The 14,106-nt window shown below is 65.8% G+C and carries 14 protein-coding genes; 8 read left to right on the top strand and 6 right to left on the bottom strand.

What is annotated here, in order from left to right; genetic code table 11:
• Positions 1-4: 4 nt before the first annotated feature.
• Both LJ362_RS12105 and sdhC read right to left on the bottom strand, forming a co-directional pair.
• Positions 5-454, bottom strand: a complete 450-nt coding sequence (locus LJ362_RS12105) for a succinate dehydrogenase hydrophobic membrane anchor subunit (RefSeq protein ID WP_264799287.1) — start codon at positions 452-454, stop codon at positions 5-7.
• A gap of 1 nt (position 455) precedes the next feature.
• The gene (gene sdhC / locus LJ362_RS12100; RefSeq protein ID WP_081770431.1) at positions 456-833 is read right to left on the bottom strand and encodes a succinate dehydrogenase, cytochrome b556 subunit; all 378 of its coding nucleotides are present in this window, start codon (positions 831-833) and stop codon (positions 456-458) included.
• A gap of 345 nt (positions 834-1,178) precedes the next feature.
• Here sdhC and LJ362_RS12095 point away from each other — a divergent pair, with 345 nt between their 5' ends.
• The 5 genes from LJ362_RS12095 to LJ362_RS12075 all read left to right on the top strand — a co-directional run bounded on the left by LJ362_RS12095 (position 1,179) and on the right by LJ362_RS12075 (position 6,569).
• On the top strand, positions 1,179-2,288 hold the full coding sequence (locus tag LJ362_RS12095; RefSeq protein WP_264799285.1) for a mannose-1-phosphate guanylyltransferase: 1,110 nt from the start codon (positions 1,179-1,181) through the stop codon (positions 2,286-2,288).
• 255 nt (positions 2,289-2,543) lie between these two features.
• Complete coding sequence (locus LJ362_RS12090) at positions 2,544-3,716, top strand: amidohydrolase (RefSeq protein ID WP_264799283.1); 1,173 nt, start codon at positions 2,544-2,546, stop codon at positions 3,714-3,716.
• A gap of 116 nt (positions 3,717-3,832) precedes the next feature.
• Positions 3,833-4,993 (top strand): BMP family ABC transporter substrate-binding protein, encoded by a 1,161-nt coding sequence (locus LJ362_RS12085; RefSeq protein ID WP_264799282.1) that lies wholly within the window; start codon positions 3,833-3,835, stop codon positions 4,991-4,993.
• A 35-nt stretch (positions 4,994-5,028) separates the two neighbouring features.
• On the top strand, positions 5,029-6,132 hold the full coding sequence (locus tag LJ362_RS12080) for an adenosine deaminase (protein WP_264801840.1): 1,104 nt from the start codon (positions 5,029-5,031) through the stop codon (positions 6,130-6,132).
• Positions 6,129-6,569: a hypothetical protein gene (locus tag LJ362_RS12075; protein WP_264799280.1), complete on the top strand. Its 441-nt coding sequence runs from the start codon at positions 6,129-6,131 to the stop codon at positions 6,567-6,569. Before LJ362_RS12080 ends, LJ362_RS12075 begins: the two co-directional genes overlap by 4 nt.
• Before the next feature lie 327 nt (positions 6,570-6,896).
• On the opposite strand, the gene LJ362_RS12070 is transcribed toward LJ362_RS12075, so the two are convergent.
• From LJ362_RS12070 to LJ362_RS12055, 4 genes are all read right to left on the bottom strand, one after another.
• Positions 6,897-8,105, bottom strand: a complete 1,209-nt coding sequence (locus LJ362_RS12070) for an FAD-dependent monooxygenase (protein ID WP_264799279.1) — start codon at positions 8,103-8,105, stop codon at positions 6,897-6,899.
• Between the two features lie 159 nt (positions 8,106-8,264).
• Positions 8,265-8,975: a hypothetical protein gene (locus LJ362_RS12065; RefSeq protein ID WP_264799278.1), complete on the bottom strand. Its 711-nt coding sequence runs from the start codon at positions 8,973-8,975 to the stop codon at positions 8,265-8,267.
• Positions 8,976-9,165: 190 nt separating this feature from the next.
• On the bottom strand, positions 9,166-9,855 hold the full coding sequence (locus tag LJ362_RS12060; protein ID WP_264799277.1) for a GNAT family N-acetyltransferase: 690 nt from the start codon (positions 9,853-9,855) through the stop codon (positions 9,166-9,168).
• Between the two features lie 75 nt (positions 9,856-9,930).
• Complete coding sequence (locus LJ362_RS12055) at positions 9,931-10,425, bottom strand: MarR family winged helix-turn-helix transcriptional regulator (protein WP_173151983.1); 495 nt, start codon at positions 10,423-10,425, stop codon at positions 9,931-9,933.
• 197 nt (positions 10,426-10,622) lie between these two features.
• Here LJ362_RS12055 and sucC point away from each other — a divergent pair, with 197 nt between their 5' ends.
• The 3 genes from sucC to LJ362_RS12040 all read left to right on the top strand — a co-directional run bounded on the left by sucC (position 10,623) and on the right by LJ362_RS12040 (position 14,001).
• The gene (gene sucC, locus LJ362_RS12050) at positions 10,623-11,792 is read left to right on the top strand and encodes an ADP-forming succinate--CoA ligase subunit beta (protein ID WP_139908545.1); all 1,170 of its coding nucleotides are present in this window, start codon (positions 10,623-10,625) and stop codon (positions 11,790-11,792) included.
• Between the two features lie 18 nt (positions 11,793-11,810).
• Entirely contained in the window at positions 11,811-12,707 is an 897-nt protein-coding gene (gene sucD, locus LJ362_RS12045) for a succinate--CoA ligase subunit alpha (RefSeq protein ID WP_139468939.1), read from the top strand.
• 151 nt (positions 12,708-12,858) lie between these two features.
• The gene (locus LJ362_RS12040; protein WP_264799276.1) at positions 12,859-14,001 is read left to right on the top strand and encodes a threonine aldolase family protein; all 1,143 of its coding nucleotides are present in this window, start codon (positions 12,859-12,861) and stop codon (positions 13,999-14,001) included.
• Positions 14,002-14,106: the final 105 nt, after the last annotated feature.

The raw sequence follows: 14,106 nt of genomic DNA, 5'->3' as shown, positions 1-14,106 counted from the left end.
TCCTTTAGGCCTTGCAGAACTCAGCCAGGACCGAGGGGTCCGCTCCGGCCGGGCAGGGATCGAACGTGAAGATGACGAGCGTGCCGAGCACGATGACGATGGCCGAGGCGATGTAGAGGATCACCTGCAGGGACATGCGTGTGCCGGGCTTCTCGGAGTAGTCCATGATGATGGTGCGCAGACCGTTGGTGCCGTGCAGCATCGCCAGCCACAGCATGAGCAGATCCCAGATCTGCCAGAACGGGCTGGCCCACTTGCCTGCGACGAAGCCGAAGTCGATGGCCTGGACGCCGTCGCCGGCCCACAGGTTCACGAACAGGTGGCCGAAGATGAGGATGACGAGCACGACGCCGGAGATGCGCATGAACAGCCATGCGAACATCTCGAACTTCGAACGCGTCGACTTGTGCCGGGAGTAGCCGGTCCGCGGAGCCGGAATGGATGTTGTGCTCATGTCAGCCTCCGAAGGTGTGCATCAGCTGGCGGGGAATGAAGGCGATCATGATGATGAGCCACACAACCATGACTCCCCAGAACAGCTTCTTCTGATTTTTCGGGCCACTCTTCGAGAAATCGACGAGAATGACGCGCAGACCGTTGAACGCATGGAATGCGATTGCGGCGACGAGCGCGATCTCACCGAATGCCATGACCGGTGTCTTATAGGTTCCGATCACTGCGTTGTAGGCCTCGGGCGAGACGCGGACGAGTGCAGTATCGAGCACGTGGACCAGAAGGAAGAAGAAGATTCCGACGCCTGTGACGCGATGCGCGACCCAGGACCACATTCCTTCGTTTCCTCGGTACAGAGTGCCCGTAGACGCTTTGGCCACGGAGCATCCTCCATCTTGAATATTCGGGTGTGTACGTCTAGAAACTACGCCGAAGACCGCTTCCGTGCCAGTCGAGACACGGCTGAGCGTCCCGGATCACACCGCAACCCTGGCAATTCCCTCAAAACTGGGATTTCGCGTCTCACGAAAATTCAATTACATCACAGTCGTGTGCTCTAAATTGTCTCGCTCCCGTCCTGACCTGGACGGCCCAGGAGCACGGGCAGACAATCGCCGAGGCGGCCGTGAGGTGGGGAGATCCCCACCGGAGCCGTGAGGATCGGCTCATCCGACACGGCGGACAACCTCGGGGAAGGTGTGCCCGAACTCTGAGACACTGAAATCGTGAACACGCACTTCCACGCCATCATCCCCGCCGGCGGATCCGGAACGCGCCTGTGGCCGCTGTCTCGCCGGGCGACGCCGAAGTTCCTCCACGATGTCCTCGGCCTCGGTCGCAGCCTCATCCAGGCCACCTGGGACCGGGTCGCGCCGATCGTCGGCGAAGACAGGGTCTGGGTCGTCACCGGTGAGAGCCACTTCGATCAGGTCGCCGAACAGCTGCCGCATATCGCCCGCGCCCAGATCATCGCCGAACCCTCCCCGAAGGACTCCGCCGCCGCCATCGGACTGGCGGCCATGATCATCGCCCGCGAGGATCCCGACGCCATCGTCGGCTCGTTCTCCGCCGACCATTCGATCACGAACGTCGACGAGTTCCGCCTCGTCATCGACCAGGCCGTGGCTGCCGCGGAGACCGGCGACATCGTCACCATCGGCATCATGCCCCGCAATCCCGCCACCGCCTACGGCTATATCGAGACCGGTGACCTGCTCGGTCTCGAGGGAGCACCGACGGCCAGGCGGGCGCTGGCATTCGCGGAGAAGCCGGAGGCGAGCACCGCCCGTCAGTATGTGAACTCCGGGCGCTACCGCTGGAACGCGGGCATGTTCATCGCCAAGGCCTCCTCTCTGCTCGACATCCTCGCCGAGGAGGATCCGCCCCTCTATTCGGGGCTGGCCCGGATCGCCGAGGCCTGGGACACCCCCGACCACGACGAGGTGCTGCGCGCCGTGTGGCCCGGACTGGAGAAGCGAGCCATCGACTATGTGGTGGCTGAGCCCGCGGCTGCGGCCGGTCGTGTCATCGTCATCCCCGGTGACTTCGGCTGGGACGACGTCGGCGACTTCGACTCGGTGGCCCGACTGCGGCAGCCGGTTCCCGGGGAGCCGCGCGGAGTGATCTCGATCGGCGGGAACACCGACCTGCTCGAAGTCGATGCCTCGGGAGTCGTGTTCTCCGAAGGGCCGAGGACGGTCGCGATCGTCGGACTCGAAGACCTCGTCGTCGTCGACACCGACGACGTCCTCCTCATCACCTCCCGCTCTCACGCCCAGGATGTGAAGAAGGCCGTGTCCGTCGCCGGTGAGCGCGGACTCGACGAACTGCTCTGATCCCGGCCGCCCACCTCTGGGAGAGGGCGGATCCGGACCTGGCCGGGCACGGCGAGTCGGCGCATCTGAACCCGGCCGGGCACGGCAGGAGCGGGCTGACCTGAAGGGGGAGGCCGCCTCGGCGGGGGCGGGGATCAGGACGCGAAGTATGTCGAAATTGGTCGCAATGGGCACATTTATGACATCGAGTGCTTAGCATTGCTTGAAATGTTCGACATCGCCCATCCCCGACCTCCCCGCCCTGAAGGACCCGACGTGATCAGCTCGACAATCGCTGAGATCGGTGCAGAACTCATCGATTTCCGCCGCGACATCCATGCCCATCCGGAACTGTCCTTCCAGGAGTTCGAGACCACCGACAAGATCGTCGCCCGTCTCGAGGCCGCAGGTCTCAGGCCCCAGCGTCTCGACGGCACCGGGGTCGTCTGCGAGGTCGGCGAGGGGCCGGTGGCCGTGGGACTGCGAGCCGATATCGACGCCCTGCCGGTCGATGACCTCATCGATGAGGAATTCCGTTCCACCGTTCCCGGCGTCGCCCATGCCTGCGGCCACGACGTCCACCTGACCTCGCTCATCGGCGCCGGCATCGCCCTGCAGAAGATCCATGAATCAAGGCCCGGCGGCCTCGGCGGTCGCGTGCGACTGATCTTTCAGCCCGGTGAGGAAGTCACCCCGGGCGGTGCGCTGCGCGTGATCTCCCAGGGCGTCCTCGACGATGTGCCCGAAGTCTATGCCGTTCACTGTGACCCGAACGTCGACATCGGCAAGGTCGGTTCGCGCATCGGCGCCATCACCGCTGCCGGCGACACGGTCATCATCCGTCTCTCCGGTCACGGCGGGCACACCTCCCGTCCCCATCTGACCGAAGACCTCGTCTATGCGCTCGGCAAGCTCGCCACCGACCTGCCCTCGACCCTGGGCCGGCTGATCGATCCGCGGCACGCGATCTCCCTGGTGTGGGGCGAGATCAGCGCCGGTCACGCCGCGAACGTCGTCCCCAGCGAGGGGATTCTGCGCGGAACCCTGCGCTGCCTCGACGTGGACGGCTGGAACCAGGTCGCCGAGGTGCTGCCCGAGCTCGTCGACCGCATCGCCGGACCGTACGGAGTCGAGGTCGACCTCGAACACCGCCGCGGTGTTCCTCCCGTGGTCAACACCGAAGACCAGGTCACCCTCATCGAATCCGCGGTCCGCGGTGAGCTCGGCGAGAACTCCGTGCAGCTGACCCCGCAGTCCATGGGCGGGGAGGACTTCGCCTGGTATCTCACACACTGCCCGGGAGCACTCATCCGGCTGGGCACGCGCACGCCCGGCGGAATCACCTACGACATCCACCAGGGTGATCTGCTCATCGACGAACGCGCTGTGGAGATCGCCGCCCGCGTATTCACCGCCACCGCTCTCAAGGTCCTCGACCGCGGCTGGTGACGACTCGGCAGCTGTCGGTGGCAGCCTGGCTGTGACAGCTGATCGACTGTTGACTGCGGCCGGGCTCGGCCACGTTGATTACCCGGCTGGGATGCCGGGCCGATAATCTTGATGTCATGAGTCTCCGCACCCGCAGCCCCTCCATCGCCGCCATCGCCGCGGTAGGTTCCCTGGTGCTGACCGGGTGCTCCGTCACGACTCCTGAAGCCGTCGAAGAGGAACGGCTCGGTTGCCTCGTCTCAGCTCCGGCCGGCTTCGACGATCACTCGGCCGGTGCCCTCACTCTCGAGGAAACGGAGCTGGCCCGCGGGGCCGGGGTCTTCTCGGGTACCTCGAGTCAACGTGTCTCGGGTGGGTCGGCCACCTCGGCTGCATTGGATCGCATGCACGGTCAGGACTGTGCACTGACCGCGGTCATCGGCCCCGGGGGAGCGGACGAACTGAGCACCTTCGCGGCGGCTCACCCCGATGATCTGTTCCTCGGGGTCTCCAGCGGTACCGACGATCTGCCGAAGAACGTGCTGAGCATGGATTTCGACCTGGTCCCTCCGGCGTTCATCGCCGGGTACACCGCGGCCACCGCCTCGGAGACGGGGAAGGTCGGCGTCGTCGTCGCCCGCGGCTTCCCACAGTCGGAGCGCCTCCTGCGTGCCTTCGACGCCGGCGTCGATCTGTACAACAAGGAGAAGGACGAGGACCTGCCGAAGGCGGAGTCCTACCGTCCCTCCTCGGGCGGGGCCGCCTCGGCGAACGGTGTGCCTCGGGCGATCGACGATACCCGCGATGCAGGGAAGGACTACTTCGAACAGTCCTTCGACGCCGATGTCGACGTGCTCGTCCCCTTCGGTTCGGCGGCCGCGACGGGCGTGATCACCGCAGCCGATGAGAAGCGGATGAAGATGAACACCGTCACCGAAGTCGACGAGGACGAGAAGGCGCCGCGGCCGAAGATCGTCTGGTACGGCACGGCGGGCGGATTCTCCAAGGCGATCGTGGCCACCGTGGAGCCGAACGTGCGCCGCGGACTGCGCACGATGTTCCCCGACTGGCCGCAGAGCAAGAACCCCGACGAGGTGGCCCCCGCCCCGAAGACGGAGCCCGAGGAGATCGGCGGCTTCCGCGTCGCCGACCGCCACTATTGGGGCACCCTCGACAACGGGGGAGTGCGCATCGTCGCCGAGGACGGTTTCCTCTCCCGTGTCTCCGACGCCGGACGCGGGATCACGGACCTGCGCGAGCGGATCAAGAGCGGGGAGATCGACCCGGCGAAAGGATGAGGGGCGTGCGCCGCATCGGATAAACTGAGACGGTGATGAATGTACCCGCCGGCGTCGCATCGGACGACCCCATCCTGCAGCTGCCCAAAGTCTCCCTCCACGATCACCTCGACGGCGGTCTGCGCCCGTCGACGATGCTCGAACTGGCCGACTCGATCGGTCACACCCTGCCCGCCTCCGATGCCGAATCGCTGCGCCGGTGGTTCTCCGAGTCCGCGAACTCCGGTGACCTGGTCCGCTACCTCGAGACGTTCTCGCACACCGTGGCGGTCATGCAGAGCGAGGACAACCTGCGCCGCGTGGCCAAGGAATGGGTCCTCGACCAGGTGGCCGACGGAGTCTTCTATGCCGAGGCCAGGTGGGCTCCCGAACAGCACCTCGAAGGCGGACTCGAACTCGACGCCGTCGTCGAAGCCGTCCAGGACGGTCTGGAAGCCGGTGTCTCCGAGGCCGCGGCCGAGGGCAAGTACATCCGCGTCGGACAGCTCATCACGGCCATGCGTCAGGCCGACAACTCGCTGGCGATCGCCGAACTGGCCATCCGCCATCGTGAGAAGGGCGCGGATTCCGGTGTCGTCGGCTTCGACATCGCCGGGCCCGAGAACGGCTTCCCGCCGTCTGCGCACCTCTCCGCCTTCAACGCCCTGCACCAGGCATATGTGCCGGTGACGATCCATGCCGGTGAGGCCGCCGGCAAGGAATCAATCCACGAGGCGGTCACGATCTGCCACGCCCAGCGTCTGGGCCACGGTGCGCGCATCGTCGAGGACATGGACATCGTCGACGGTCAGGGTCAGCTCGGCAGCCTCGCCGCCTGGGTCCTCGACCAGCAGATCCCGCTCGAGCTGTGCCCGAGCTCCAACCTGCAGACCGACATCGGCGGCACCATCGCCAGCCACCCGATCACGGGACTGAAAGACCTCGGCTTCGCGGTCACCATCAACCCGGACAACCGGCTCATGTCCGGCACTTCGGTGTCGCGTGAGATGCGTCTGCTCGTCGATGATGCCGGTTGGAACCAGACCGACCTCGAATGGGCGACGGTCAATGCCATCACCGCTGCCTTCCTGCCGCTGGATGTGCGTGAGCGCATGCTCGACGAGATCCTCATCCCCGGATTCGCCCGGGTGACCATTTGAGCTCACGCAATGACCGGGCCGCAGAGTCCGGTGCCTCACCGGAGCCTGAGGGGCACGGCGTTCCGACCCCACGGGCGATGCTGCTGCCCGTGAGCGTCCTCGGCATCCAGGCGCTGGCCCTGGTCGGTGCGGCGGTCTCATTCGTCATCACCGCGGTCACCGCCGGACCCTTGGCGACTTCGCTGATCGGTCTGGCCGTCATGTTCCTCATCTTCGCTGCTGGTGTCGGCGCCGCGGCCCGGGGCGCCTGGCGTCTGCATCGGTGGGCGCGTCCGGCGGCGATCGCCTTCGAGCTGCTCGTCATCGTCTTCGCCTTCAGCGTCATCGGCGGTTCCCTGTGGCTGGGGCTGGCCTGCCTGGTCACTGCCATCGCCGTGCTCTTGGGCTTCTTCCTGCCCGCCGTCGTCGACGCCTACAACCGCGCTTTGACTGATTGAGCAGGCGGGCGCTGACTGAGGGTCCTGAGTGGTCGAGACGGTCACTCGCCCGGCTATAGGTCGCAATCGGATACTTTCGAGCGAGAAAAGTATCCGAATGCGACCTGAATTCTGCACAGAGTATCCGATAGCGACCTAAGTTCTTTCGACTTCGATCCGCTGGGCGTCGGTCTGCACGAGTTAAGTGTGGGCAGATTGCCAAAAAACCGGCGTCTGATGGGCAATGTGCGCACACTTAACTCGCGTCACAGAGGTGCGACCAACAGCATCGGGCCCGCCGCGCAGTCAGCGTCGGTGAGCTCGCAGCGCAGTCGGAACCAGGCAGCATCACACCGTCGGCGGTGACCATTTCTGGACGCTCGCGGCCTGAGCGGCGATGAGTCGCGATGGAACCGCTGAGAAGACGGCATTGCGTATCCGCGCCAGCAGCGGCGATTCGAGTTGGAACACCTGCCCCATCAGCCGAGACTTCTGGGCGATCGACTGCGTCCGCGGGCGGCGCAGCGAGTCATAGCGGCCGAGTGCCGCAGCGAGGTCTGGCGGTACTGAGGCGCTCCGGCCCGCCTCGGGCCCCGGAGACTTCCCGATCAGCGGGGCGAGCAGGACGGTGAGCGTCGCCGCGTCTTCGAGGGCCTGACCTCCGCCTTGGCCGAGGTTCGGCGTCATCGCATGCGCGGCATCCCCGAGGAGGACGACTCGGTCGCGGTGATAATGACGCAACCGGCGGGAGAGGTCGGAGATCGCGGTGCGGCGAACCTCCTCGGCGGGGGTGGCGGCGATGAGCTCGGCGATGGGGGAGTGCCAGCCCGTGAACATCTGCTCGATCGTCGCCTTCTCATTGGCGAAGACCGCGTTCTGCGGCATATTCGCCACAGCGAACCAGTAGACGCGGCCGTCGGCCAGAGGAGCGATGCCGAAGCGGCGTCCGTGCCCGACCGACTCCCCGGCCTCGCCGGACAGATCCACCGGCACCGAGGTGATGCCCCGCCACGCGGAATACCCGGAGTACCGCGGCGCCACCGGTTCACCGTCGACGACGGTGAGGACCCGGCTGTGCAGGCCGTCGGCGCCGATGATGAGGTCGAAACGCTCTGCGTTCGATTCCATCGTGTTCGAATCGTCGGCGGACCCGGCCCTGATGGTCAGCGTCCCGTCGGTGCCGGTCGCCGTGGCCACGGTGCCGGTGCGCACTGTCCCGGGAGCCAAAGCATCGAGGAGGATGCGGTGGAGGTCGGCCCGGTCGACGATGCGCAGGGCACCGACGGAATCATTGGGCACCTGAGCGATCCAGCGGCCGTCGGCAAGACGCTGACCTGCGGCGAAGCCTTCGACACTGGAGTCGGTCACGGCGTCGAAGGCCTCACGCAGGCCGAGCGTCTCCATCGCGGCAAGACCGTTGGCGAAGATCGACAGTGCCGAGCCACCGGCCCTTACTTCGGGGGCACGTTCGAACACAGTGACCTCGGCTCCGGTCCTCTGCAGTCCCACGGCCGCCGAGAGTCCGCCGATTCCAGCTCCGATGACAGCGATCTTCATGAACTCATCGTCGCACGCAGAGCGCCGGGTGGCGACGCCGCCGGCTGGCCGTTGGTACACGTTAAGTGTGCGCAGACTGCCCAGAACAGGCCTCAGAATGGCAATCTGCGCACACTTAACACGCACCGAGGCGAGACGAAGCGAGGCGGAGCCCAGGAATTACTGGAGGTACTCTCCGCAGGCTTCGGTGAGGTAGTCGCCGGCGACTCCGCCCTCTTCTCCGAGGCTGATGGCGGTCATCTGGATGCCCCACCACACGCGCGGCGAACCTCCCCACTGCTGGCGGAACTCTTCGCGACGGCCGGGATCCTCGGCGAGGTCGTCGGCGGCCAGGCCGATGCGGTCCTGGGCATCATCGGCGGTGCAGCGCTTCTCGTCATCCGGGCCCTTCGGGTCGAGCTCGGGGATGTCTTCGTCGTCGACGGTCTTGAGGGTGTAAGCCGAGTTGCCGATCTCTTCGACCTCGAAGGTGCCGTGGATGAGCAAGAACGGGGACGTGCCGTCGTCGACGTTCTTCGCGTCGACGGTGACGCTGACGCTGTCGGGGCTGTCGGCGGTCACGGTCGTCTCGCCGGAGTCTGGGACTTCGGGGTTGCCGGTGTGCACGTAGACCTTGAGGTAGGCCTCGGTCTTCTTCTCGGCCGCCTCGGCGAGGCCCTGCCACAGTGGGTCGGTGTCCTTCGCCCCGCCCGGCGAGGAATCGACGATGGATACCTTCGGCGCATCGTCAGGCGTCTCGATCGGGGTGACTTCTTCTTTGCTCACCGAGGGGCGCGGCTGGGGCCGGGTCTCATCGGGAGTCGACACGCAGGCCGTCGTCGTGGCCAGCAGCGCAGCGGCGGACAGCAGGGCAAGGGGGCGAAGTCGCATGATTCCTCGAGGTGTCTCAGCGTCCAAATGGTGTCGCTTCCACCCTAATGCGCGGGACGGCCAGAGCCCGGATGGACGCGCGGCGATGCGGCGAAAGCGGCGCAGGTGCGAGGCCTCTGCGCCGGGATGCGACGCAGTGGCCCTGACGGCACAGGCCGGCCGCCCAACCGCGGCGCCCGACCCTGCTGCCTCAGCCGCGGCGTGGTGCGGCGATGAGTTCGCGCAGGCTCTGGCGCTGGCCGCCGGCGGCATCGAAGTTCGCTTCGTCGAGCCACTGCTCATACGCCGATCGCAGCGCCGGCCATTCGCTGTCGATGATCGAGAACCACGCGGTGTCGCGGTTGCGGCCCTTGTACACGACGTGCTGTCGGAACACTCCTTCGAAGGTGAACCCGAAGCGTTCGGCGGCCGCTTTCGACTGGGCGTTCGCGTCATCGCACTTCCACTCGAAGCGTCGGAAACCGGAGGCGAAGGCGAGATCGGCGGAGAGGAAGAGCGCCTCGGTGGCTGCTCGCGTCCGCCGCAGCGCCGGACCCCAGAGGATGTGCCCGATCTCCATGACCCCGTTGGCGGTGTCGATGCGCATCAGTGCCTGCCGCCCCTCGGCTCGACCGGTGGATCGGTCCACGACGGCGAAGAAGAGGGGATCGGACGACGTGGCCGCCTCGGCGATCCAGGTATCGAAGTCGCTGCGTTCGGTCTGCGGAGACTGCGGCAGGTAGCGGAACCGCTCCTCGATCCCGTCGGGAACTGAGACCGCAGCGAACAGATCATCGCCGTGGACGGCAGGATCCAGGGGTTCGAGATCGACGTAATGACCGTGGATGGGCGCTCGCCGAGGCGGCTGTGCACCGGTGAAATTCGTGAGGTCGTCGTTCATGGTTGGGTCCTCGTCGTTGGGGTTCGGGTGGGGTTTGTGCGTCCGTGCCTGTGGTTGGGCAGGTGTGACTGGGGTTCAGTCCTCGCCGCCGTCGAAGCCGGTGGACAGCTCGCGCAGCAGCCCGGCGAGTTTGCGACTGCCGGCGGGGGTGAGGCCGCTGAGGATCTCGCGCTCCTTCACCAGCAGATCCGCCAATGCGGAGTCGACGGTGGCGCGGCCGCTGTCGGTGAGGTGGACGAGCACTCCGCGGCGATCACCCGGATCGGGGCGACGCTCCACCCATCCGCGGGCCACGAGGCGGTCGATGCGATTGGTCATGGTGCCGCTCGTGACAAGCGTCTCCTGCAGCAGGGTCGAGGGGGAGAGCTGATAGGGCTCACCGGCTCGGCGGAGGGCGGAGAGCACGTCGAAGGCCCATCCCTCGATTCCGTAATCGGAGAAGCTCGCCTTCCGTGCCAGGTCCAACTGCCTGGCCAGCCGCGAGACTCGGGAGAGGATCTCCATCGGGGAGACGTCGAGATCCGGACGCTCACGTCGCCAGGCTGCGACTATTCGATCCACTTCGTCCATGAATCGATTTTACGTCCATATCAAGAATCTTGAGAGCAAAGATACTTTTTGACGAGAGATTCCTTACTCTCAGGGTCCGTTTAACCTGCAGGTTTGGATGGACGGGTGCGTTTGGGAATATGGTTGTCCTTGGTTGTTGCATCCGTCAACGAACCTGCAGGGGCCAACCACCCGGCAGCAGAAACGAAGGAAAACACGTGGATCTTTTCGAGTATCAAGCACGTGACCTGTTCGAGAAGCACGGAGTGCCCGTGCTCAAGGCCCAGGTCGCGACGACGCCAGAAGCAGCGAAGAAGGCAGCCGAAGATCTTGGCGGCGGTGTCGTCGTCGTCAAGTCTCAGGTCAAGATCGGCGGCCGTGGAAAGGCCGGCGGCGTCAAGGTCGCCAAGAACCCCGATGAGGCCGAGGCTCGCGCCAAGGACATCCTGGGACTCGACATCAAAGGCCACATCACCGAAAAGGTGATGATCGCCGAGGGTGCCGACATTGCTGAGGAGTACTACTTCTCCGTCCTCCTCGATCGGTCCAACCGCACCTATCTGGCCATGTGCTCGAAGGAAGGCGGCATGGAGATCGAGCAGCTGGCCGTGGAACGTCCGGAAGCGCTCGCAAAGATCCCCGTCTCCGCCATCGACGGCATCAACGATGCCAAGGCAGCAGAGATCGCCGAGGCGGCCGGCTTCGATGCCGACACCGCCGCTAAGGTCGCCCCCGTTCTGACCAGCCTGTGGACCGTCTTCGAGAAGGAAGACGCCACCTTGGTCGAGGTCAACCCGCTGGTCAAGACCGGTGCCGGTGACATCATCGCCCTCGACGGCAAGGTCTCGCTCGACGACAACGCCGACTTCCGCCAGAAGGAGCACGAGGAGCTGCGCGACATCAGCGCAGAGAACCCGCTGGAGCTCAAGGCCAAGAAGCTCGACCTCAACTACGTCAAGCTCGACGGTGAGGTCGGAATCATCGGCAACGGCGCAGGACTGGTCATGTCGACCCTCGACGTCGTCGCGTACGCAGGTGAGAACCACAACGGCGTCAAGCCCGCGAACTTCCTCGACATCGGAGGCGGCGCCTCGGCCGAGGTCATGGCCAACGGACTCGACGTCATCCTCGGTGATGATCAGGTGAAGTCCGTCTTCGTCAACGTCTTCGGCGGAATCACCGCCTGTGACGCCGTGGCCGACGGCATCGTCAAGGCCCTCGAGATCCTCGGCGACCAGGCCACCAAGCCGCTCGTCGTCCGCCTCGACGGCAACAACGTGGAAGAGGGACGCGCCATCCTGCAGAAGGCCGCGCACCCGCTCGTCACGCTCACTGACACGATGGACGGTGGAGCCGACAAGGCCGCCGAACTGGCTGCTGCCAAGTAAGGAAAGGTCTTTACAACAATGTCTATCTTCCTGAATTCCGATTCGAAGATCATCGTCCAGGGCATCACCGGCGGAGAGGGCTCGAAGCACACCGCCCGCATGCTCGCCGCCGGATCGAACGTCGTCGGCGGTGTCAACGCCCGCAAGGCCGGCACCACCGTCAAGCACAACGACCAGGCCGGCAACGAGGTCGAACTCCCCGTCTTCGGGTCCGTCGCCGAGGCGATGGAAGCTACCGGTGCCGACGTGTCCGTGGCCTTCGTGCCGCCGGCGTTCTCCAAGGACGCCGCGATCGAGGCCATCGACGCCAAGATCGGTCTGCTCGTCATCATCACCGAGGGCATCCCGGTGCAGGACTCCGCAGAGGTCTGGGCCCGTGCGCAGGCGGCCGGAAACGCCACCCGCATCATCGGACCCAACTGCCCCGGCATCATCACTCCCGGCGAGTCGCTGGCCGGCATCATCCCGGCCAACATCACGAAGAAGGGCAAGCTGGGCCTCGTCTCGAAGTCCGGCACCCTGACCTACCAGATGATGTACGAACTGCGTGACCTCGGCTTCTCGACGGCCATCGGCATCGGCGGAGACCCGGTCATCGGCACCACGCACATCGATGCGCTCGAAGCTTTCGAGGCCGACCCGGAGACCGAAGCCATCGTCATGATCGGCGAGATCGGCGGAGACGCCGAAGAGCGCGCCGCCGCCTTCATCAAGGAGAACGTGACGAAGCCGGTCGTCGGCTACGTTGCAGGCTTCACCGCTCCCGAGGGCAAGACCATGGGCCACGCCGGCGCCATCGTCTCCGGTTCCTCGGGCACCGCTCAGGCCAAGAAGGAAGCTCTCGAAGCGGCAGGTGTCAAGGTCGGCAAGACCCCGACCGAGACCGCCGAACTCATGCGCGGACTCCTCGGCTGAGTCGAGCACTCCCGCAACGGGTGAGCGCCTGACCGGCACTGATCCGAACCACACTGCGGCCCACCTCCATTCGTGGAGGCGGGCCGCAGTGCGTTCCGGGAACGCCCGGACTGCACTGCACACGTCACGGGGCACGTACTAGTCTGAGAATGTGAACTCCCAGACATCTGATCAGACGGCGCAGTCGACGAACCCCGCGGACACCCTCCCCAACACCGGCACCGCCGCGCCGCCCGTCGACACCAGCCCCGAGGCGCACCCGCGCAACTTCGGCTCGGACAACTGGGCCGGTGTCCACCCCGAGGTGCTCGCGGCCATCGCCGAGGCCAACGTCGGCCACACCCCCGGCTACGGCGGTGACCCCTGGACGGCTCGCTTCCACGACATCATGGCCCACCACTTCGGGCCTGAGGCTCAGGCGTTTCCTGTCTTCAACGGCACCGGCGCGAACGTGCTGGCCCTGCAGTCGGCGCTGCCGCGGTGGGCAGCGGTGATCACGGCCGCCTCGGCGCACATCAACTACGACGAGACCGGGGCCCCGGAGAAGGTCGGCGGGCTCAAGATCGTCGGTGCCGCCACCGAGAACGGCAAACTCACTCCCGAGATCATCACGGGTGCGATCATCGGCCGCGGCAGTGAACACAATGCGCAGCCGTTGGCCGTGTCGATCTCCCAATCGACCGAGTGGGGCACGACCTACACCCCGGAGGAGATCGCGGCGATCGCGTCCACCGCGCACGAGAACGACATGATCCTCCACGTCGACGGATCCCGCCTCGGCAACGCGGCGGCCTTCCTCGGTGTCGGACTCGGCGATATCACGACGTCGGTCGGCGTCGACATCATCAGCCTGGGTGGAACGAAGAACGGCCTGCTCGGCGCCGAGGCGGTCATTGTCCTCAATCCCGACATCGGCCACGGCATGCGCTTCCTGCGGAAGATGAACCTGCAGCTGGCCTCGAAGATGCGCTTCCTCTCCGCGCAGCTGGGCGCCCTGTACGAAGGTGACCTGTGGAGGAATTCAGCCTACCGGTCCAATGAGATGGCCCGGTACCTCGCCGACAAGCTCGCCGAGGTGGTCGACAGCGACCGAGTCCTCGGACTCGAGATCGTGCAGAAGGTCGAGTCGAACGTCGTCTTCGCAGCGATGCCCGCCGAGGTGGCCGCCCGTGCCCGGCAGAAGTTCGCCTTCGCGAACTGGCCGTTGGAGAAGAACATCGTCCGCCTCATGTGCGCCTTCGACACGACGACCGAGGACATCGACGCACTCGTCGCCGCCATCGCAGGGGACTGATCCGACGCTCCCAGGCTGCGGAACCGTCGAGCGGCCGTGCCAGCCACGACGACTGATAACCGCCTGAACTGACAATTGTCCGCAGAGAAGAACACTGAAGAAAGA

The sequence above is a fragment of the Brevibacterium sp. JSBI002 genome, assembly GCF_026013965.1.
Taxonomy (GTDB): domain Bacteria; phylum Actinomycetota; class Actinomycetes; order Actinomycetales; family Brevibacteriaceae; genus Brevibacterium.
Note: the sequence above shows the minus strand (reverse complement) of the source record. Positions and strands in the feature narration are given on the sequence as shown.

Coding starts and splice junctions, on each gene's coding strand:
- LJ362_RS12105 (WP_264799287.1), bottom strand. CDS start 454: ATGAGCACAACATCCATTCCGGCTCCGCGGACCGGCTACTCCCGGCAC.
- LJ362_RS12085 (WP_264799282.1), top strand. CDS start 3,833: ATGAGTCTCCGCACCCGCAGCCCCTCCATCGCCGCCATCGCCGCGGTA.
- LJ362_RS12080 (WP_264801840.1), top strand. CDS start 5,029: ATGAATGTACCCGCCGGCGTCGCATCGGACGACCCCATCCTGCAGCTG.
- LJ362_RS12070 (WP_264799279.1), bottom strand. CDS start 8,105: ATGAAGATCGCTGTCATCGGAGCTGGAATCGGCGGACTCTCGGCGGCC.
- LJ362_RS12065 (WP_264799278.1), bottom strand. CDS start 8,975: ATGCGACTTCGCCCCCTTGCCCTGCTGTCCGCCGCTGCGCTGCTGGCC.
- LJ362_RS12060 (WP_264799277.1), bottom strand. CDS start 9,855: ATGAACGACGACCTCACGAATTTCACCGGTGCACAGCCGCCTCGGCGA.
- LJ362_RS12055 (WP_173151983.1), bottom strand. CDS start 10,425: ATGGACGAAGTGGATCGAATAGTCGCAGCCTGGCGACGTGAGCGTCCG.
- sucD (WP_139468939.1), top strand. CDS start 11,811: ATGTCTATCTTCCTGAATTCCGATTCGAAGATCATCGTCCAGGGCATC.